This is a genomic window from Methanomassiliicoccales archaeon, assembly GCA_014361295.1.
Taxonomy (GTDB): domain Archaea; phylum Thermoplasmatota; class Thermoplasmata; order Methanomassiliicoccales; family JACIVX01; genus JACIVX01.
Genome location: JACIVX010000001.1, coordinates 293668 through 313470, shown reverse-complemented (window position 1 = coordinate 313470; position 19803 = coordinate 293668). Strand labels below are relative to the sequence as shown.

The window sequence follows — 19803 nt, the reverse complement described above, 5'->3', positions numbered from 1 at the left end:
TCCTATAAATCGTTTATTCTTTTGATAACGATTTACAACGATCCTCCAATAATATGGTTTTTGATGGATTCCAAGTATTTAAATGTCGAGACAGTATTTCTTTTTTGCAGATTATAAATATAGTTTTCATTATATATTAAATAAACATTCCGCCAAAAATCCCAAAGCAAACTCATGATCGCAAGCGTTCACACTCAAGGTGATTTTCCTTTCAGAATCTTGCTTTGAGAACGACGATCCCCTCTGACCTCGTAATGTCAATTGATTGCCTTCCAGTCAGGTGATTAGTTCCCCTCATTTTTAAGACTTCAAGATACTTCCTTCGCGCGCCAGCTTCCTCTGAAAACATCAAGAGAATAATCCCATCGACTGCATAAGCAATTTCAGGCGGGTACAGCTCGTCTGGATTGACTTCTCCCGTGACTACTGTTGTTGCATTCCAATTCTTCAACATGTTCGCCATATCGAAAAGGAATGTCCTGTAATCGCTTTTAATCATACTGCCAACAACAGTGACGGGATCGATAACAATTCTCTGTGGGATAACTTCCGCAATCTTGTTCTCAATCGTATCCAGAATCTGATTGCCGTCCATCTCTCTGAGAATCGCACCGAGATCCATATAAACAATCTCGTTTCCGAAATACTCTGGTCTCACGAAATCGAACTGAGCAGCAAACCTCAGCATCCACTGAGTTGGCTCACTCAGAGTTGTTATGTAAAGCCCGCGTTCTCCGAGTTCTGCGCCTTTACAAAGGAATTTCAGAGCAAAGGTCGTCTTACCAGTACCAGCAGTGCCTGAAACAAGTATCACGGATGGGAACGGAAATCCTCCTTCGATCATTTCATCAAGACCAGGTATTCCAGTTGGAATTCTTGATAGACTTTGTAGTTTCTTCATCGGATTCTCGACAACATTCATTTCATAATCCCCCAAGTTCCGTTTCATGTTCGATTAGCTCATCATTCTTTCCACACGTGCCAACCTGCGTTTTAACCGACAACTGATAATTCTCGATCTTCAGTTCCCTTTTACAAAGAGATTTCGCGGTTTCATAAAGAAGTGGATACTTTTCACTATCTAGCACGATTGGAAAGAAGATATTGTTCATTATTGACGTCAGGTGAACAAAATTCCTCAGAAAATTTTCAACGACTGGATATCCGTTATAGTTGATGAGCGTTGCGATGTTGTCAATGAGCGCAAATCCGTAGGATTTCAGATCGACGGCGCCTGATCGACCGATTCCGGAGGAATTTGTAATGATATCTGGTAAGGCATCGATCCTGAAAGGCTCTCCGATCAGATTGATACCTGCTGTCAAAACCTTTCGATCGGCAGAAAAATTGCCGATGACATCGATGAAGGTCAGACCATCAGTGTTGATCTTATGCATTTTGAGGAGATAGACGATATACTGATATGGTCTGTCAACGGAAATAATGAAGCCACGCATTTTCATAATGTCAGCCAGCGCTTTAATCAAGATGAGATTAATCCTCATAAGCTGGGTGAATTTTGCATCAATGAGAATTGGTGTATATTTCCTCGGATCGTCAATTTCCATAACGAAGGATCGGGCAAGCGATAAATCTTTTTCATTCATTACTATCGCAAGCATTATACAATTTTCACTGGTTTAAAAAGATTCTTAAACAATTATCTATTGTGATAAAGAATATCCTTTTTGAAATCAACAATTATCGAGTTATTTGTAATAACACCTCTTTTGCTGGCTAGCTCGCAAAGCGAAATCGATGTTTTTCAGCACCCCTTTACACTTAGAAAATCATCACCCAGATGCGAAATTGATCTATATATGTAAAGCTTTTTTCTTTTGAATGCAATTAAACGGCGACCTGTTTGGACTTGCCCTTGTTTACGGGTATGTTCTTCTGGTTGTTGTAATTTCTTTTATCATGAAGAAAAGATGGAACGGAGACGCGAGAAGAAAATTCGTGCATATCGCTGTAGGAAACATCGTTTTCTTCTGGTGGATCTTCGATAATGCGTGGGTTATGGCCTTTCTCGCAGCTGCCCCTTTCATCCCATTGTTGCTACTTGTCTCTCCCTATTCCCCAATTCCAAGGTTGCGGGAATCGATTTTAGGTCAAACCTCAGAAGAAGGACACGGCCTTGGTCTCGTCATGTATGCAATTTCTTGGACAATTCTTGCATACGTATTTTTTGAGGATAGGATAATAGCATCGATCGGGATTGTCGCGATGTCGTATGGTGATGGATTTGGAGGATACGTCGGGAAAAGATACGGAAAACGAAGGATTCTCAGAAATAAGAGTCTTGAAGGATCCTTTGCTGTTTTTCTCGCCACAACGATCTCAGCGTTTTTGATAACGGAGTATTACAGATTCTTACACCAGAATGGCTTCTTCAGCGCTACTATTCCGGCTCTGATGATCACGACTCAGATTTCACTTACCACCGGGATATTCGTTTCTATTATTGAGTTGATCACACCTGGAGACATCGACAATCTTGTGATTCCGCTTCTCACCTCAGGAATGCTTTACCTTCTGGGGATATAGTCAATGCGATGGATTGTTGTCGATGGAATTGATGGCTCTGGAAAAACCACACATGCCTTATGGATTAAGGAATATTATCAGAAAAAGGGTGAATCAACATTGATCTATTTTCACCCGTCAGAAAAGATCCCTGGTAAGATTTCAAAAGTCGCCCTCAAGAAATCGGGAAGGATGATGCAACTCGTCGCTGCTGTCTTTTTCATCTTCGATGTTCTATGCTCCCTAAAATCAATGAAAAGGGAATCGAAACGTTACGACAACATCGTTTTTGTCAGATATCTTATGGCCACGGCATATCTTCCAGAACGATTCGTAGATTCAGGCTACAACTTTTTCAGAAAACTTCTGCCGATTCCCGAGAGATTATTGCTTATCGATATCGATCCCGTAATTGCTTACACAAGAATTACAGCACGTCAGGAAGAAATAGAGATGTTCGAAGCTCTTGACCAGCTCGAAAAAATCCGCAAACGAATGCTAGCGCTTGCGAAAAATAACTGGTGCGTCATTGACAACAGCTGCTGCGACGAAGAATCTGTGAAACAGCTCACTGAGATCTTGGAGCGCTGGGATCGAGAGAAGTAGCTTTTGCAAAAAGTCTAACAAACCAAACCGCTATTGTAGCGAGTACTGCAAGAACAATAGTGAAAATGTATATCGCTTCAATTCCATTCGCAATATACATCGGAGCGGCAACAAGCGGAGCGAGTGAGTAACCAAAAAACCTTGCCCCATTGAAAAGCGATGAGGTCGTGCCTCTCTGCGCTGGTCTTATCTCGACGGAAAGTGTTAGTAGCGGCGCCCAGACAATCGCTGTTCCCGTTCCGAGAACAATCAACGATGCAACGATGAGATAGACCGATTCTGCATAATTCAGCATGATCATTGAAAATATGACGAACGTATAACCGATTGTCGGCGTGGCAAATCTTCCAATTTTGTCAGTGAGCTTTCCTCCGATCGGCGCTGCCAGGATTCCAGCGATTCCCGTTGTAGCCATGACAGTTCCAATTTCACTTTCAGAAAGCCCCAGCGGAGGAAGCGATAAATGGTCGGACATGAAGGAAATTGTGCTGATGTATCCCAGAAACGTCAGGAAGCCAGCGGCGGAAAGAATGAAAACACCTTTGTCGCTCATTCCCTTTCTCAAATTTCTCAGAATTTCTCTCGGCGCACGAGAGCCTTTACTGAAAATAACATTTCTAAACTGCCTGTCGAAGAAAATTGCCACGCACATCACGAGAATCGCGATGAAAACGAATACCGCCCGCCAACTGATCAGTACAATGAAACCCGCAATAAACGGACCTAGAGCAATTCCCGCAGTCGTAGCTGCACCGAGATATCCCATCGCCTTTCCTCGCTCTTCATACGGCACGATATCACCGAGAATCGCAACGAGCACTGGGTTGACAAATCCGTAACCAAAGCCTTGAACCGTTCGCGAGAAGAGAAAAACGGCGAGATTTGGGCTTAACGCGCACATCACACTACCAATCGCGTAAAATGAAAAACCAATCGCGACGGTCTTCTTTCTATCATAAACATCTGAGATCGTACCTGACAGGAGAGTAAAAAATGCAAAAGGAATCATAAAGAATGAAATCGAAAGGAGTACGGATGGTGCCGATGCATTGAATTCGTTTTTCAGCGTCGGAACAAGCGCTAATACAGCGTTTCCCGAAACGGGACCGATGAATGAACCCAGATAGACAGCAAGCCTCTTCAGATCGGCCACTTTCATGAAATTCGATTTCTCATATATCAACAAAGCGAGCAGATTCGAGCGCAAAATTCCAATATGATTAATCATCCCGACGGGGATTAAGGAGTCAATACTCCGGACCGAGAAAAAACCAAAAGGATAGAAATTAATGAGATTTACCTGAGTTCTCCGGTTTTCCTAAATCTCTCCTTTTTCGTTTACTGTAGGTGAACTACGCCAGTCTTGCGGTTCGACGTGAATAAGAACACTTGTATTTGGTAATCTCTTCGCGATTTCCTGTTCAAGATGATCGACAATCTTATGTGAATCCTCCACGCTCATTTCAGGATTTACGACGACGTGCATGTCGATGAATCTCTGGTTCCCTGCTTTCCTCGTCCTCAGCGAATGAAATTCTATGTAGCTCGGCATGTGTTCGAGTAACACATTTCTAATGACCATTTCTTCCTCTGCAGGTAGCTTCTCATCGACGAGACCTCGACTCGACTCCCTGAAGAGATTATATGCAGCTCTGAGGATAAGAAAGGCAATTCCAATCGCGATCAATGGGTCGAGGATAGCTAATTTTGTTACTGACATCGCAATCAAACCGAGAAAAACTCCTAATGAGGTGAAAACGTCCGTCTTCAGGTGAAGAGAATCAGCCTTTAATGCAATTGAGTCTTCATCCTCCGCCACTTCCCATAAGTAACGCGAAACAAAAAAGTTGACAACGACCGAGATGCCCATGATGACGATACCAATTTCAATAAATTCTACACCCGTGCCACTAATGATCTTCATTCCAGATTCATAGACAATGATCGCCGATGCGAAAAAAATCAGCAGAGCTTCAACGACGCCTGCCACATTCTCATACTTGCCATGACCGTACGCATGATCGGAATCGGCTGGCTGTATAGCTTTTCTGACGGAATAATTTGCGACGATTGCGGCAATCAAATCCATAATCGAGTGCAAGGCTTCAGAAATAATGCTGATAGAAAACATCAGGGTACCTGCTATTAATTTCAGGCACACGAGCGAGGCATTGCTGATGATCGAAACTCTTGCTGCCTTGACTCTTTTCAAGACTATCAGAGAGCTGAGAAAACTAAACGTACTTAGGTTTTTTCTTGATGATGAGTGGCTGATTTTCATTATTATTTGATAGAATGTTAACAATGAATGTACCTCTTCTTTCCGAACTTATTTCTACATGATATTTGTTGAATGGACGTCGGTACCAATACAAACCTATCACAGACGGAGCGTTCGGACCATGTCAAAGGATAGACCTGTCAAGGATATGAGGCTTAAAATACCAATGACCGTCGATGAATTGATTCGCGAAATGAAAGATTCTGGCGGATTTACAGCGAGGAAACTATCGGACGCAGTTGATATTGTTGAAAAAATGTTAAAGGATGAGGAGTGTACTGTATTTCTATCATTTCCCGCGTGTATAATGGCCACCGGCACAAGGGGAGTTATTGTTGAGCTGGCAAAGAGGAAACTCATTGATGTGATTATAACGACGTGCGGAACCCTCGATCACGACCTTGCCAGATGCTGGAAAAATTATTACCATGGGGATTTCTTCATGGATGACGCTGAGTTAAGAAAGAGAGGTATCAGCAGACTGGGAAATGTACTCGTTCCAGATGAAAGCTACGGTTTGATCCTTGAAGAAAAACTTGCTCCGCTCTTTGAAGAAATATTCAGCAAGAAGAACTCGCTTTCGACGAGAGAAATTATCGATGCCGTCGGGGAACGATTGGATAACACCGATTCATTGATTTACTGGTGTCATCAGAACAGCATTCCGATTTTTGTCCCAGGAATTACAGACGGCGCCTTCGGAACACAGCTTTGGATGTACTGGCAGACGCACAGAAAAATGTCAATTGATTTGTTTAAGGATGAGCAGGATCTCTCCGATATCGTATTCGAGGCGAAGGAAACAGGGGCGATTATCATAGGTGGCGGTATCTCAAAGCATCACACGATCTGGTGGAATCAATTCCGTGGCGGACTGGATTCTGTTGTGTATTTGACAACAGCTCAGGAATACGATGGTAGTTTATCTGGTGCAAGAGTTCGTGAGGCGGTATCTTGGGGAAAGGTGAAGGAGACGGCTGACGAAGTCACGGTCGAGGGCGATGCAACGATTACCTTTCCGATCATCGTTGCAAGTGTTCTTGAGAGACTGGAGGGTCGAAATTGAAAAAAGTCGTCGTCATTGGTGGCGATGGCATCGGCCCAGATGTCGTTTCTTCAGCAGTGACTGTTCTCAAGTCACTCGATCTCCCGATCGAATTCGTAGACGGAGAGATGGGATACGAATGTTTTCGGAGAAGAGGCACCTATCTGCCTCAATCAACGCTCGATTTACTTGAGGAATCGGATGCCTGTCTTTTTGGTGCCCTAACGACCCCTTCCGATCCTGGTTATAAGTCCCCGTTGCTATTCATAAGGCAATATTTCGATTTGTACGCGAATGTCCGCCCGTTCAAGCGACTCGTTCCCTCAATTGGACTTGTCGATATGGATCTTGTGATTGTCCGTGAGAACACGGAAGATGTCTACACAGGTATAGAAAGAGAAGATAACGATGGTGTCGTTCTCGAACGAAGGATTACCGAGAGAGCCTGCAGGCGAATTGTCAGGTTTGCAATCGGTCTTTGTGAAAAGGAAAGAAGACAGAGAATCACATGCGTCCACAAGGCCAATGTCATGAGGAAATCCGACGGTCTTTTTAGAAGGGTCTTTTTTGAGGAAGTCAGGAACACAAAACTCCTTGCAAATGAAATGCATGTTGACGCGATGGCTGCCGCCCTCATCATGAGACCATACGCATACGATTGCCTTGTAACCCTCAATCTCTACGGCGACATTCTTTCCGATGAAGCCGCAGCGCTTGTAGGAGGTCTCGGACTCGCGCCGTCTGCAAACATCGGAGAGACATTTGGCCTGTTTGAGCCATGTCATGGATCCGCACCAGATATCGCGGGCAAAGGTATTGCTAATCCGACCGCTGCGATTCTTTCATCCGCGCTCATGCTGAGATTTCTCGGCGAATGCGCATCCGCTGAAAAGATAGAGAGCGCTGTTTCTGCGGCGATCGAACGCGGTATCAGAACACCAGATATCGGAGGATCCTACACCACGAAGATGTTTACCGAGGCGCTGCTACAAATCATGGAGGAGATTGGTGATTGACATCAACCTTTGATCTCTCAACCCCTCTTGTCTTTGCGAAAAGCGATTGTGAGAAGAAGGAACTCATCTTTTCGAGTTCCCATGAAAAGAATCCGGAAATGCTTGCCTTCTTTTCAACCTGTGTTATCTGGAAATTTCGGATTTCCATCACGAACAAAATGCCCAACAACATCAGCATAAAAAGAATCTCAACAAGAGATGCAACGCCCAAACACTCGACCTGGATCGCATCCATAGCTATATGGATCCCCCACGCAAAGAGAGGAATCGCAAATCTGAATGACGCAGATGATGGCGCAACGACGAGGATCGCCATGGGGTTATGGAAGGCCGATTTCCATTGAATCGGGGAGGAGAGGAGCATTTCCTTGTTGGTGATGTTGAGAATACCGTTCTTGCTGACAAAGTCCGGAATACCGAAGATATGATCGATGTCGATAAAAACTCCGAAAAGAAGCGCTACAAATGCCTCGTTCCTATCGAGATCGAGAAGATGAATCATCAGGAGAACAACCAGAAGGTGCGTGATCATTAACATGTGTTTCCCTTTGCTCACTTTATGACAACGAAATCATTCGAAGGGATGATTTATTGTTGAGCAATATAAAAACTATAAAGCTACGATTATCAGAGATGATATTAAGAGTCTCTATTCTGAAGCACCATATATTCCGAGGAATATATCCGCGGAATCGCGACTGTCGCCGAGTTTCTCAAGCCTGATTCCTGATCTCTGAAAAAAAACAATGTGCGTTTTCAAAAATGAATCTCAGTACCGAAGGATAATGAGCCGGCACTTCCTGCAACGATAACCTTGGAGAGTGAAAGCGAGTTCCTTTTCGCTGATTTCGAGTTGCTCAACATTCGTCCTGACAAAGCGCCACTGGATACCGCACTGCACGAGAGGATAACATGAAGAAGAAAAGACCGTTGAGCGATACCCTGAGGTAATGTAGCCTCGCTCCATCTCCTCGTCGCATTTCGGACACTTCATATTTGCGTATTTTATCGAAGGATTATATCTTGATTTTTCTTCTACAATCTCGACTTTAATCGCATCTCAATTTGCTCATAAACTCTGATTTAAAGGAAGTGCAAGAACTGGAATTATCAATTATCGCATGTGTATACAACAAACTGTTCTGTTGACATGAAATAAATTTAAAGGAAACATTATTCATTTTGAATATTCCCACTAAAACAACAAATAGCTTTTGCAAAGGCAGAAGATTCATTTTTCTCATTCTGTTAACTGCGATGTCAAATGAAGCAAGCAGGAAACGAGGCGAGGAAAGTTCTCATTCCTTATAACGAATTAGCCGACGTGATGAGAATAGGCATCGTCGTTCACGGACCCGAGGCTATCGATACAGGATTACTCCAGAAAGTGATGAAGATCGCGAAGGAAAAATCAGCGACGGTGAAGACGATCATGAGCGGTTATACTGGTATAGCTGCCGTCATCGATGCTGGCCTCGAAAATCTTATCGATATCGATCAGCGCGTCGTTCCATCTGAAGCGCTTTTGATGCTCGACAAAGAAACAGACGTTCTCATTCTTGTTAACTATGGCAAAAATAGAGAATCGATCATCCGCTTTGGAGAGATTGTTTATTCAAAAGTCAAAGACAAACTTGAGAAACCTCTGAGCCAGATCGATAATGGGGTCATGATTGAATGGAAGCACGCGGAGATACCGATTATTATCGAGATTGCAGAGAGACTCGGTCTTGAAAGGATTGAGGCTCCAAAGATTTCGACTTCTACCAAAGATGAAAAGTGGAGAACGATCAGGGGCATCGTTCCAGGTGAAAACATTTGGATAAACGGAATCGTCGTCGGAAGGGCAATCTCATCGGAAGTCGCAATCGCAAGAAATGAAAAAGGACGATTAATAGCAAGAGGAATCCAGCTAAAGCAGAGTGGCGTCGAACGCTTGGGGACTTTCGATCCGTTTACAGCCCGAGTGAGAAGCGGCGTTGTTAGACGCACAAAGGCAACGCCGCGTAGTCTCGCAAAGAAGGAAAGAAAGGGAATTTATTTGATTGATCATGCAACCGAAGACGCGATTTATTCATGCAGAAATGCAAGATTCGTGATCACCGTTGGTGATGATACCAGTAAAACAGCGGCGAATGTCCTTTATCGTTTTGGTGTTCCGACTATAGCTATCACAGATGGCGATGAAGATGGTATTTGCGACGAGAGAATATTTTACCCAGGATCGATTGTGATGAGGTTAAAGAGTGGATTCGACGACTTGATCGGAAACGAATTGAAGAATCTTATTTTCAAAAATAGCAACATGATCGATGATGATATATCGCTGGAAAGAATTGCTCGTGTAATTCGAAAACTCGCGGGTGATTCACTTATTACGGAGGAAAGATACTGATTTGTCAAATAGATACGACATGTCACGTCATATTTTCTTCAAAATGGAACAAAAAACAATCCCTGAGGGTGGTGATCTAATGAACGTTTGAATTCAAGATCAGATTTCTTTCTTGATTGATTTTTGCAAGTTCTCTCTCGATAAAAGGTTTATAATTGCGGGAGCAACATCGTCCTGCAGGGTTTGTAAATTTGCAGAAGCCGCCACCGCCAATTCCAGTTGCTTTTTTAATCTCCTCGAAACTCCTTGCACCATTCGCAATCGCTCGCAAGACGTCCTCCTCGGTCACTTGCTTGCAATAGCAAAGAGGGCGTGGTGAATTCTTTTCTTTGAATGTCACCCTTGTCTTGACATCGTCCTTATTGAGAACCTTACTGGATGACTGGTTAAAATAAACGACATCACATTCGGGGTTTTCACATATAAAGAATTTCTCTTCACCGAGTGGCTAGATGGTCTCCTTCGCATGAATGATGACTGTGATCTTTTCGACTTCTAGCCCTTCCTTTGCACAATTTGGACAAGTAGCCATCCAAAGGAGCATAGAAAATTTGATATTTAATACCAGTGACTTTTGTCAAAACCATCTTTACACTCGAGTAAACTTTTCAAAATACACGAATAATTTGAACAAATAGGCACATAATTCCATAAATCTAAAAATCGGCCAGCATCAAATATTTAGAAGAAGCTCTTTCAAGACTCACTCAAAAGTTACTCTCATAAATCTTGAAAACACAAATCATCTCCATCCTAATGAAACAGTGCGGGGGAAGGGATTTGAACCCTTGGACCCCTACGAGACAAGACCCTCAATCTTGCGCCTTTGGCCAGGCTTGGCTACCCCCGCTATCGAGTTCCGAATAACTGGGCTCCCTATTAATTCTTTTCCGAAAAGGAATCGCTCAGAAAGTACTCCATTCGCTAAATTACGCAACTTATAAGTAGAAATGAAAAAAATAAGCAATTATCATATAGACAACTTGATCTTGATTCCTTTAAAGGAATTTCAAAAAATTGGCTATATATTCAAGGAGGGATTTTCAATTACAAAAGGGCAATATACGAAGAGAATTACCCAGGGCAAGGGAGCTTATTCACTTTACATTCCAAAGAAGTGGATTGAAAAATGGAAAGATGAGCAATCTAAAGAGAGAAATGTCAACCTCCTTCTCCTTGATGACTATCTCATCATTAGCCCTGTACACAAAGTTTCCTCGATTTCATCAAGAACCTCGAGCCAATCAGTTGATGATGTCAAGCGATTCTTACTTTCATCCTATGTGAGGGGCTTTGAGTCGGCGGAGCTCATCGCAGAAGACCGATTTTCGGATGAGCAGATCATGGGCGCGAGGGATTTTATGCGATTTCTTGACGAGCGCATTTCTCTCAGCGCTGATGAGAAGAGAATCGTTTTCAGCCGAAGCATCGCACTAACTTCCATTCCCTCAAGCGCTCTCCAAATGAGGGCGTTGATCTTCGACAAGCTAACGGATGCGATCAAGCTGACAATCGAATTGATTGAATATTTTGATAGGAATAAAAGACGAGCACTGCATCTTATGCAAATGCTCAGACTTCTTGAAGAAGATGTTGATAGATTCGCATTCCAGATCTTAAGGCAGGCATCGCGGATCGAGGTACCGATCGAGAGCATCTCCGATCTTTACTTTATCGTATTAACAACGAGCCTGCTTGAGAGTATTAGCGACAGTATCTTCGGAACCGTGAGAGATATATGTAAAATCTATGGTATTGATCACAATCGTCTTTCTTTTCCTACGGACGTGTTGCTCGGCGAGATCAAAGTCTCGCCGATCAGAGTGAGTGAGGATCTTGAAAATATCCGTAAACTTTACAGTTCTCAGTTTGAAATGTGCAGGAAATATCTCCAGAAAATTCGAAGTTTCATGCTTGCGGACGGATCTGAAAAGGCATATACGACAAAGGAGGAACTAGTGAAACTTCGTGATGATTTAGGGAATTTGTTGAGTAATGCCGTCAATGATCTCCTCGCGAAGAAATCGAAAAGTGAGATCGAATCTAACATCGCTGAGATCCTCAGAATTGGCTACAGAATTGCAGATATCATCACTAAAATGGAAGAATTGGCAAAGTTATCAGTCACATTTTATTTTCCAAAAGCGAGCGAAAAAGAAGAGGTTGATCGATGACGAATTATGAGACGATCAAGACGAGAAAACGCGTTACGCGCGCAGGCTCTGGTGGTTTCTCAATCTACCTACCGAAAAAATGGATAAAGAGTTGGAGTGGCGAGCAGGTAAAGGACAGGGAGGTCGACATGTTCAATATCGAAAATCATCTCATCCTCACCCCGAAGCTCTCGCGAAAAAAAATCGAGATCTCTGTTGAACATATCGACAGAGAGGACCTCAAAGAATACATCGTCTCATCGTATATAAATGGAGCAGATGAATTCAAGTTGCACTCCTCGCTTCTTACAGATGCCCTTATCGGCGAATCAAGAAGTCTCATTAGAATGCTCGATGAAAACCTCGAGCCGACATCTAATAATAACATGGTTTCATATATCAACAGATCATCGATTGCCCACGAAACTCATGCGCTGATCTCTCTGCTTTTTGACAAACTCAGCGATGGCGAAAACCTTGTTTGGGAACTGATCCAGAGTTTCGATTCAAATCCAGAAAAAGGCATTCATCTATTAAGACTTCTTTATACGCTAGAAGAGGAGGACATCGACCGAATCGCTTTCCAGATTATGCGCAATATATCAAAATTAGATATTTCATCTCGTTCGATTACCGAGCTCAATTTGATATGGGCTATGGCCGATGCGCTTGAAAGGATCGGCGACACACTTTATTCGATCACTGGCCTCATCTGTGATTTTTATGGTCTTGAAAGGGAAGAATTGAGATATCCAGTCGAATATCTTCAGCAGCATATTGTTTCAAAGAATTTTGCCTTACCTGACTGTGTGAAACATCTCAAGGACGACATTTCGTCCGATATGAGGAGTTGTTATTCATTTCTCTTGAGGACGAAAAAATCGATACTTGAAAGGAACGGGAGAGAGTCTCTCAGGTGCGCACGTGACATTGCCTGTTATATGAAGCGGGCAGAGCGCGAATACTGGGATAAAGTCGCCAAAATTGCGAGACCTTTGGCCATTAGAGAGTACAACTCGTTTCTTTTGTGCAATGGCCTCGCATTGAATGTGTGGAATCTGTTACTCTTAACCGAAGGGCTAGCTAAAAGATCTGCATTGGTTTATTATGTCGAACAACCAATCTGATTCATTAGAACTAATAATCTCAGAGATCGCTGAGTTTCAATTAGTCGATTATCATATTCCTGAAGTCATACAAAAGTGCTATCAAATATTAACATAGTGAGACTTGCGAGAACCGAATTGACAACAATATCAGCAAGAGAATTGCAAGGAGAACCGATTTCACAACATCAAATGATATAGACTATCTGCTTTATCAATTAATTAGTGACAACTGAAAGGCAGATCATCAACAGGTAATTCTCAGGCCCATCTCAAATCCAAACGACGCAAGATGTAATTCGACTGTCAGTAGTAACAAAAATCCTTACCTCTTTTAAAGCCTCTCTTGACAACCCATTAATTGCAATTGGATGAACAAAAATAAATATTAGAAATCTTCTCGTTAATGTGCCAGGAGAGGGAGGGCAGCTGACGGTGAGGGCTTGACCCTCGCTGAGGAAGGTCCCCCCTCCGTGAGAAGGTGGGCCACGCAAGTGGCTGGGCGAGAGCCCAGGCAAGGGCACAGAAACGACACAGCTCTGACCGAGGATGATTCGCTCGGCGATGACGTTGGTCAGAGATCTGGTGAAACGGCGACTCCCCACCGGAGCAAGCCCAAACAGCCGGGATGACCTCTCAGGACTGGCGGGTAGGGCGCTCAGTTGAATGCTGCCTGAAACAGAAGGGGGCCTACTACCCTCACCTGGCATCCACACCTGGTGAGCACTTAGACCGGAAAATCAAAGAGTAAATCGATCATGAGGAACCGACTTCATGGAGAGATTAAAATGAAGATTTTTAGGTATCAGGAAGCGACAGAATTCGAGCCTATTGCCGGTGTGAGGAGACGAATGCTTGCCTGTGGTGAGAAGGCACAAATCGTTGAATACTTCCTCCCAAAGGGCACAATCTTTCCGCTTCACATGCATCCTCACGAACAGACAGGCTTCGTAGAACGAGGCGTACTCCGTGTCTCTATCGGGGGTCAGGAGTATATTCTTGGCGCAGGAGATGGTTATTATATTCCACCGAATGTTGAACATTCAACGACGGCACTCGAGGACTGCATTAATGTAGATGTTTTTTCTCCACCGCGGGATGAGTACAAAGATCGTTGAATTTCTGTTTCATTATCAAACAGTTAAAATCCTGCAAGCCATTTAGTGCAGAGTAATGTTTTAGAGAGATGGAGGCAGAGGATTGAGCGAAATTCAAATTATTGAATTTATGAAGTTGATCAAGAAATTGCCTGAGATGCCGAATGTGCAGATACCTACAGCGGAGCAACTAAGGCGGTTAAGTGAGAGTTACGGGAATCTCACCGAATTCGGAAACTACAACTTCTGCTCGGCTGTGAGAAATCGTAGCGCGGGTCTCACGGTTTATATAGGAAACGAGAGAGTCCGTCAGAAAGGGTTGACTAGAGAGCAGCAAGAAATCCTGAAAAAGTGGCCGAAGACGATGAGACTGGTTGCAAGGTATCTTCAGAAAGCACCGCTTTATTACATCCCGCTAACGATGGGACATAATGATACTTTTAATCCGCACTGCAATCTGATTATCTCAAGATACCGTGCTGATTATGTAAGACTCGCATACATGGTTTACAAGACCTTGTTCGAACGATCTGATAGACCTGGACCTGAGATTTATCTGGTAGATCTTCCCGAATGGCAGGAAAAGGATCGCCAAATCCTCGTGTTTCCAGAGGAACATCTCACGATCGTCCTTGGTAGCGATTACTATGGCGAAATAAAGAAAGGATTTCTGCGCATGGGAATGTATCTCGCAAAGGAACACAACATGCTAGGCCTCCACGCAGGTGCAAAAATGATTTGGGCGAGAGGCGGTGATGGAAGAATCAAGAAACTCGGCATGATCATTTTCGGGCTTACGGCGACGGGGAAGACAACACACTCTTGCCATCACCACGGGCTTCTCGAGCCCGGTGAAAAAGTCAGAATCGTCCAAGATGATGTTATCTTTCTGAAAAAATCTGGTGAGACTTTCGGTACGGAAAGAGGCTTTTACATAAAAACCGAAGGCTTGAATCCAGACGTACATCCACTTCTCTATAAGGCGGCAACCAGTAAAAACGCGATCTTGGAAAACGTCATGGTCGATTACACGGGAAAGGTCTACTTCGATGATGATGTTCTCACTGGAAACGGAAGGGGCATTATCCAGTTTGACGATCTGGGAGAATGGAGGAACGAGGAAATCAATCTTCCTCCAATTCGCGATTTAGATAAACTGATCATCGCATTCATCACACGTCGTAACACTGTGCTGCCAATTGTTACAAAACTTAATAAAGCACAGGCAGCAGGTGCATTCATGCTCGGCGAATCCGTTGAATCGAGTGGCGGTGATCCTAGGCGAGCGGGGGAATCAATCAGAGTCGTTGGTATGAACCCTTTCATCGTGGGCGATGAAGCGGATGAAGGAAACTGGTTTTATGATTTTCTCGAAGAGAATGAAAATAGTGTGGAATGCTATCAGCTCAACACCGGTGGTGTTGGAGAACTCGCGGTCACCGAAAGCGATGGGACGAAAAGAATTGTTAGAAAGGCAACAAGGGTAGAAATCCACGAAATGGCATCGATCATCAGGAACATCTGCAGAGGAACGATTAGGTGGAGGAAAGAGGCATACTTTAACACACTGGTACCCGAAGAGGTTGAAGGCGTGGACATGAAAAGATTCGAACTGAGGAATTACTATTCGGAGGAGGAGATTTTCGCACTTGTCGAAAATCTTAAACGAGAAAGAAGAGAATATCTACTGCGTTTCAAGAATCTTTATCCTGAAATCCTGGAAGAGTTCAGTTTCTGATGAAACAAAATTTTTGAGACGGTGCTGATCTGTCACAATTTACGCATACGCTAGTTATTCTTCCTTAACGGCGTGAAATCGAATATTCCGCTTTTTTATCATTAAACAGGGGCTGAAATTGATGCTTTATCGAGAAACGCGTATCAATAGAGATCACTTGACATAATTAATTGGAGGAGCATCAAAATGATTACAAAAGGAAAACTATACCTTTTTATCGAGAGAGTCCCTCTGAGAACCCATCAGATTCTGAGAAAGGAGCTTGCTGAAGGTAAAAAGGTTCTTTACATATCGAAAAATGCTCCGGAGTTACTGCGGTCTCAGCTAAACTTCGATCCCGAAAGATTGCAGATTAAATGGTTGAATCCGCGACCCAGGAATGATTGCATCCCGCCTATGAATCTAACCCTGTTCGAGCACTATGTCGACAATTTCATCAAGGAGAATAAGGCCAGTATTGTTGTTTTGAACGGCATCGAAGTTCTCCAGATGTGGAACGGATTCGTCCCTGTGTTGAAGATTTTAAAAAATGTTCAGAATAAGATCAGTACGAACGGCAATAGTATGCTGATCAGCATTGATCCGAAAACTCAGTTTGAAAACCAGTTAAATTTGCTTCAAAATATTTCCGATGAGGTTATTTCCAGTTATATGTGAGCCGCCGTATTTTCGTTCGAAAGTTTCATCATAGAGCCATTCAATAAAGCTGACGAATGATATCGAGGGATTTTCCGGAGCGAGTCAGGAAACGGACAGAGCAATTGAGAGAAATTGAGGGAGCTTGCGGGATCTGTCATGGCACGCTTGAGGCCATTACTAGCGAAGGTGGTTTGGTTTCTGCATATGAAGAACCAAATGGAATCTTAGCGATCATTAAAGATGATCAGGGGAATGAAATCGGCAAAGGATTTGATATTGTTTGGTCACCTGCCGTCTTGGCAGCTGAGATTGATGCCGACCTTGTCCCGAGAAATTTGAAAGAGAATTTAAGAAGGGACGCCCTCACCGAGGACTCGGAAATAAATGCGGTTGCAGATCTTTTTGGCTATGGTCGCGTTTTGACGCCTTCAGTCATCGCGCTCCAGTACATTAATGACATGGGAGGGCGTACGCTCATTAGGAGGGAAGGGCTCGGCGTCGTTGCACGGATGTTTGACAGGAATGACCAGCTCATTGTGACCTCATCCGTTTCATATTGTCCTACTTGCGCAATCGCGAAGGCAGCGGCTAGAAGCGATGCGATCTCCGCGTATGTTAAAGAAAAGCTAAGTAAAGCTAGAAATACGGGAAGATTGAAATTCGAACGCAAGGTGGAAAATCGATACGAGGCAAAGGGCGGCGCTGTCAGAACAAGCATTTACGAGGGGGGCCACCTATTGGCCGACAGAGTGCTTGGTTGCTGCATTGCGTACAGCACGACAAAAGCGGAAATTGCCGCGGGATTCATTCCACCAGAAGGTGCCAAGCGCTTCAAAGCATACTGCAATCTCTGCCCAATGAAGCATTGCTGGATGGAGAAGTCGATGGGCGCGATGGGCAACATTGTTCTTCATAGACTCAGTGAAATCGGCACGGAGATTGAGGTTTCAGCGAATGGCCTCATAGTAGCAAGGATTCCAGGAAAAGAGACAATTCAGGGACGTGGAACACTTTGCTCCTTGAGCGCTCTTACGAACATGCTTATTACGACGGATGGAAGCAAAGTGCTTAAGCCTTCTCCTGCCAGAAGATTTCCCGGCTTCAAGGATGAAAGGGAAAATCAAAAAATTGATTGATCTAACGATTAATGAAGCAACGATAAATTAGTTATTGATTGCAGTCCGTATTCCATTCAATGAGGCTGATAGGACTCAAAAAAGCAGGCGACCGTGCGAAAATCGAGTTTTACGGATGTCCTCTTCGATGTCCATACTGTACGCACATAAAAGAACCAAAAAAAGAGTTTGAACTAGAAGCAGTCCTTGAATTTGTCTCTGAACCGAAGATCTCAGAAATTTACATCGGCGGCGCTGAGCCAACAATTCAAAAGAAGCAACTAATCGAATTGCTCCAGCGACTGAAGCGTATGAATAAAAGAGTAATACTCAAAACAAGCGGTTACGATCCAGATTTTCTCATTGAAACGAAAGGATTGATTAAGAAATATGTTGTTGAAATCAAGTGCCCACTTGATGACCTCCGCTGCACAACCGAACTCACAAATCTCCCTGAGGATCGTGCGCGAAAATACCTAGAAGCTTTGAAAAGATCACTGGAGATCCTCAGAGGGGAAAGTGTAAGGATCTGGATCAGAGTCGTTCCAGGATACGTAACTAAGAAAGCAATCGACCGCATAGGAAAGCAGATCGCTGGGATAGCATCTGAAGTTTTACTTTACCAATTTTTAAGCAATCCAGAAAACGACGCTCCATTTGCAGGTATTACAGAGCCAACGCCCTCTGAATCTGAGATGATAGAAATGGCACGTATCATGCTCGAACATGTTCCAAAAGTTATTGTCCAGGGAAAAGGTTTTGCAAATGAGTTTATGGCAAATTGAGGTGAAAGGGCAATCTAGTGAACGAGGGTGATGGATAGCCTATATGTTAAAAAGAGAAATCGCGACATATTCTTCATCAATACGTCAAAGAATTGGACCAGTAATGTAAATGTTCATTGACTCATCGTATCGCAACTTTTCTGCCTTGACGGGCTTTCCAGACGACACCGCCAGAATCTCCTGAAGAATAATGTCAGCCGCATCATTCAAATCTAAATCACCAGATAGAATGCCGCTAACGTCAATATCTATATGGTCTGCCAACATTTTTGCCGTTTTTGGATTACCAGTGATCTTTATCGTAGGAACAAACGGAAAGCCTTGAGGTGCGCCCCTTCCAGTCGTGAAGGCGATAGTCGTTGCACCAGCAGCCGCCAACGCAGTTAAAAGTTCTGGCTCTCTTCCGGGCGAATCGACGAAAAATAACCCCTTTCCTGAGATTTTCTCACCGTATTGAAGTACCCCATCGATTCCTCTGCTTCCAGTCTTGATAGCAGCACCGAGGGACTTTTCTTCGATTGTGGAGAGCCCACCTTTAATGTTCCCTTTGGTCGGCTGCCCTCCGCGCATATCGACACCCGTTGCCTTTGCCCTCTCCTCAATATGAAGTACCGTTTTCAAAATCAGATCCTTCAAATCAGGTGTCTTTCCACGCGCAGCCAGAAGTTCCTCGACTCCGATGAACTCCGTCGTTTCGCCGAAAACGCAGGTCGCACCGAGATCGATTAGCTGATCGACTGCGAGCCCAAGCGCGGGATTTGCAGCGATACCTGACGTTGTATCGGAACCACCACACTTGAGACCGACAGCGAGATTCATGATGTCGGTGTCCTTTCTTTTCATCGTCGAGTATTCCTCGTAAAATCTCGACGAGAGTCTCTTGCCGAGTTCAACAGCGCGCTTTGCCCCGCCCACGTCCTGTATCACAATCGTCTCAACAGGTTTATTAGAATGCGATATTCCGTCAGCAACCTTCTGAATATCAATACTCTCGCAACCAAGCCCGACGAGGATGATCGCGGCTAGATTCGGGTTCTGTCCCAGAGAAGAAAGGGTTTTCTCGACTGTTTTCAAATCGATCGAGACTTGCGCGCATCCCTGCCCGTGAGTGAAGTATTTTATTCCTTTTTTTGCCAATGAGATTCGCTTCGAGACCTCATTTGCGCATACAACCGTGGATATTATGCCAATGAAATTTCTCGTTCCAAAGGTTCCATCCGGCCTTTCATATCCCTTGAATGTCTTCTTTTTGATTGTCAATATCTCACGTCCACTGAATATGAATTCAAATTAAATATGAC

General features: G+C 43.8%; 20 protein-coding genes, 1 tRNA gene, 1 other RNA gene and 1 pseudogene. 13 read left to right on the top strand and 10 right to left on the bottom strand.

Annotated features, from left to right (window positions below; translation table 11 throughout):
* Positions 1–211: 211 nt before the first annotated feature.
* Positions 212–901 (bottom strand): KaiA-binding protein, encoded by a 690-nt coding sequence (locus tag H5T41_01560; GenBank protein MBC7107473.1) that lies wholly within the window; start codon positions 899–901, stop codon positions 212–214.
* A gap of 22 nt (positions 902–923) precedes the next feature.
* A complete protein-coding gene (locus tag H5T41_01555; protein ID MBC7107472.1) occupies positions 924–1622 on the bottom strand; it encodes a hypothetical protein in 699 nt (232 codons plus the stop codon).
* Between the two features lie 220 nt (positions 1623–1842).
* Between H5T41_01555 and H5T41_01550 the strand changes: the two genes are divergently transcribed.
* Positions 1843–2547 carry a phosphatidate cytidylyltransferase gene (locus tag H5T41_01550; GenBank protein MBC7107471.1) on the top strand — a complete coding sequence of 235 codons (705 nt, stop codon included), beginning with the start codon at positions 1843–1845 and terminating at the stop codon, positions 2545–2547.
* 3 nt (positions 2548–2550) lie between these two features.
* On the top strand, positions 2551–3132 hold the full coding sequence (locus H5T41_01545) for a thymidylate kinase (GenBank protein ID MBC7107470.1): 582 nt from the start codon (positions 2551–2553) through the stop codon (positions 3130–3132).
* Here H5T41_01545 and H5T41_01540 read toward each other — a convergent pair.
* Both H5T41_01540 and H5T41_01535 read right to left on the bottom strand, forming a co-directional pair.
* Positions 3095–4285, bottom strand: a complete 1191-nt coding sequence (locus tag H5T41_01540) for an MFS transporter (GenBank protein ID MBC7107469.1) — start codon at positions 4283–4285, stop codon at positions 3095–3097. The genes H5T41_01545 and H5T41_01540 overlap by 38 nt on opposite strands.
* Before the next feature lie 165 nt (positions 4286–4450).
* A complete protein-coding gene (locus tag H5T41_01535) occupies positions 4451–5413 on the bottom strand; it encodes a cation transporter (GenBank protein ID MBC7107468.1) in 963 nt (320 codons plus the stop codon).
* Between the two features lie 121 nt (positions 5414–5534).
* Between H5T41_01535 and H5T41_01530 the strand changes: the two genes are divergently transcribed.
* Positions 5535–6479 carry a deoxyhypusine synthase gene (locus H5T41_01530; GenBank protein MBC7107467.1) on the top strand — a complete coding sequence of 315 codons (945 nt, stop codon included), beginning with the start codon at positions 5535–5537 and terminating at the stop codon, positions 6477–6479.
* The gene (locus H5T41_01525; GenBank protein MBC7107466.1) at positions 6476–7474 is read left to right on the top strand and encodes an isocitrate/isopropylmalate dehydrogenase family protein; all 999 of its coding nucleotides are present in this window, start codon (positions 6476–6478) and stop codon (positions 7472–7474) included. The genes H5T41_01530 and H5T41_01525 overlap by 4 nt, the downstream gene beginning before the upstream one ends.
* Here the strand turns inward: H5T41_01525 and H5T41_01520 are convergent.
* Positions 7452–8012: a hypothetical protein gene (locus H5T41_01520; protein ID MBC7107465.1), complete on the bottom strand. Its 561-nt coding sequence runs from the start codon at positions 8010–8012 to the stop codon at positions 7452–7454. The genes H5T41_01525 and H5T41_01520 overlap by 23 nt on opposite strands.
* 231 nt (positions 8013–8243) lie before the next feature.
* Positions 8244–8468 (bottom strand): hypothetical protein, encoded by a 225-nt coding sequence (locus tag H5T41_01515; protein MBC7107464.1) that lies wholly within the window; start codon positions 8466–8468, stop codon positions 8244–8246.
* A gap of 270 nt (positions 8469–8738) precedes the next feature.
* Here H5T41_01515 and H5T41_01510 point away from each other — a divergent pair, with 270 nt between their 5' ends.
* Positions 8739–9869: a DUF2117 domain-containing protein gene (locus H5T41_01510; GenBank protein ID MBC7107463.1), complete on the top strand. Its 1131-nt coding sequence runs from the start codon at positions 8739–8741 to the stop codon at positions 9867–9869.
* 76 nt (positions 9870–9945) lie between these two features.
* Here H5T41_01510 and H5T41_01505 read toward each other — a convergent pair whose 3' ends face one another.
* The 3 genes and pseudogenes from H5T41_01505 to H5T41_01495 all read right to left on the bottom strand — a co-directional run bounded on the left by H5T41_01505 (position 9946) and on the right by H5T41_01495 (position 10719).
* Positions 9946–10140: a hypothetical protein gene (locus tag H5T41_01505; GenBank protein MBC7107462.1), complete on the bottom strand. Its 195-nt coding sequence runs from the start codon at positions 10138–10140 to the stop codon at positions 9946–9948.
* Between the two features lie 75 nt (positions 10141–10215).
* Positions 10216–10293 (bottom strand): annotated as a pseudogene (locus H5T41_01500) (hypothetical protein).
* Positions 10294–10634: 341 nt separating this feature from the next.
* Positions 10635–10719 (bottom strand) — tRNA-Leu (locus tag H5T41_01495).
* A 133-nt stretch (positions 10720–10852) separates the two neighbouring features.
* Here H5T41_01495 and H5T41_01490 point away from each other — a divergent pair.
* From H5T41_01490 to H5T41_01455, 8 genes are all read left to right on the top strand, one after another.
* On the top strand, positions 10853–12043 hold the full coding sequence (locus tag H5T41_01490) for a hypothetical protein (GenBank protein ID MBC7107461.1): 1191 nt from the start codon (positions 10853–10855) through the stop codon (positions 12041–12043).
* Entirely contained in the window at positions 12040–13149 is a 1110-nt protein-coding gene (locus H5T41_01485) for a hypothetical protein (GenBank protein MBC7107460.1), read from the top strand. Before H5T41_01490 ends, H5T41_01485 begins: the two co-directional genes overlap by 4 nt.
* A gap of 392 nt (positions 13150–13541) precedes the next feature.
* An RNA gene (rnpB, locus tag H5T41_01480) (RNase P RNA component) lies at positions 13542–13833 on the top strand.
* An 83-nt stretch (positions 13834–13916) separates the two neighbouring features.
* Positions 13917–14246, top strand: a complete 330-nt coding sequence (locus H5T41_01475; GenBank protein MBC7107459.1) for a cupin domain-containing protein — start codon at positions 13917–13919, stop codon at positions 14244–14246.
* 82 nt (positions 14247–14328) lie between these two features.
* Positions 14329–15963 carry a phosphoenolpyruvate carboxykinase gene (locus H5T41_01470; protein MBC7107458.1) on the top strand — a complete coding sequence of 545 codons (1635 nt, stop codon included), beginning with the start codon at positions 14329–14331 and terminating at the stop codon, positions 15961–15963.
* A 186-nt stretch (positions 15964–16149) separates the two neighbouring features.
* Positions 16150–16620: a DUF835 domain-containing protein gene (locus tag H5T41_01465; GenBank protein ID MBC7107457.1), complete on the top strand. Its 471-nt coding sequence runs from the start codon at positions 16150–16152 to the stop codon at positions 16618–16620.
* A gap of 56 nt (positions 16621–16676) precedes the next feature.
* On the top strand, positions 16677–17738 hold the full coding sequence (locus tag H5T41_01460; protein ID MBC7107456.1) for a hypothetical protein: 1062 nt from the start codon (positions 16677–16679) through the stop codon (positions 17736–17738).
* 59 nt (positions 17739–17797) lie between these two features.
* Positions 17798–18502 (top strand): radical SAM protein, encoded by a 705-nt coding sequence (locus H5T41_01455; GenBank protein MBC7107455.1) that lies wholly within the window; start codon positions 17798–17800, stop codon positions 18500–18502.
* 84 nt (positions 18503–18586) lie between these two features.
* Here H5T41_01455 and H5T41_01450 read toward each other — a convergent pair whose 3' ends face one another.
* On the bottom strand, positions 18587–19756 hold the full coding sequence (locus H5T41_01450) for a UxaA family hydrolase (protein ID MBC7107454.1): 1170 nt from the start codon (positions 19754–19756) through the stop codon (positions 18587–18589).
* Positions 19757–19803: the final 47 nt, after the last annotated feature.

What these genes read in the sequence shown, in the direction of transcription:
- H5T41_01560 (MBC7107473.1), bottom strand. Translation starts at nt 901, where the DNA reads ATGAAGAAACTACAAAGTCTATCAAGAATTCCAACTGGAATACCTGGT.
- H5T41_01555 (MBC7107472.1), bottom strand. Translation starts at nt 1,622, where the DNA reads ATGCTTGCGATAGTAATGAATGAAAAAGATTTATCGCTTGCCCGATCC.
- H5T41_01550 (MBC7107471.1), top strand. Translation starts at nt 1,843, where the DNA reads ATGCAATTAAACGGCGACCTGTTTGGACTTGCCCTTGTTTACGGGTAT.
- H5T41_01545 (MBC7107470.1), top strand. Translation starts at nt 2,551, where the DNA reads ATGCGATGGATTGTTGTCGATGGAATTGATGGCTCTGGAAAAACCACA.
- H5T41_01535 (MBC7107468.1), bottom strand. Translation starts at nt 5,413, where the DNA reads ATGAAAATCAGCCACTCATCATCAAGAAAAAACCTAAGTACGTTTAGT.
- H5T41_01530 (MBC7107467.1), top strand. Translation starts at nt 5,535, where the DNA reads ATGTCAAAGGATAGACCTGTCAAGGATATGAGGCTTAAAATACCAATG.
- H5T41_01520 (MBC7107465.1), bottom strand. Translation starts at nt 8,012, where the DNA reads ATGTTAATGATCACGCACCTTCTGGTTGTTCTCCTGATGATTCATCTT.
- H5T41_01515 (MBC7107464.1), bottom strand. Translation starts at nt 8,468, where the DNA reads ATGAAGTGTCCGAAATGCGACGAGGAGATGGAGCGAGGCTACATTACC.
- H5T41_01510 (MBC7107463.1), top strand. Translation starts at nt 8,739, where the DNA reads ATGAAGCAAGCAGGAAACGAGGCGAGGAAAGTTCTCATTCCTTATAAC.
- H5T41_01485 (MBC7107460.1), top strand. Translation starts at nt 12,040, where the DNA reads ATGACGAATTATGAGACGATCAAGACGAGAAAACGCGTTACGCGCGCA.
- H5T41_01475 (MBC7107459.1), top strand. Translation starts at nt 13,917, where the DNA reads ATGAAGATTTTTAGGTATCAGGAAGCGACAGAATTCGAGCCTATTGCC.
- H5T41_01465 (MBC7107457.1), top strand. Translation starts at nt 16,150, where the DNA reads ATGATTACAAAAGGAAAACTATACCTTTTTATCGAGAGAGTCCCTCTG.
- H5T41_01460 (MBC7107456.1), top strand. Translation starts at nt 16,677, where the DNA reads ATGATATCGAGGGATTTTCCGGAGCGAGTCAGGAAACGGACAGAGCAA.
- H5T41_01455 (MBC7107455.1), top strand. Translation starts at nt 17,798, where the DNA reads ATGAGGCTGATAGGACTCAAAAAAGCAGGCGACCGTGCGAAAATCGAG.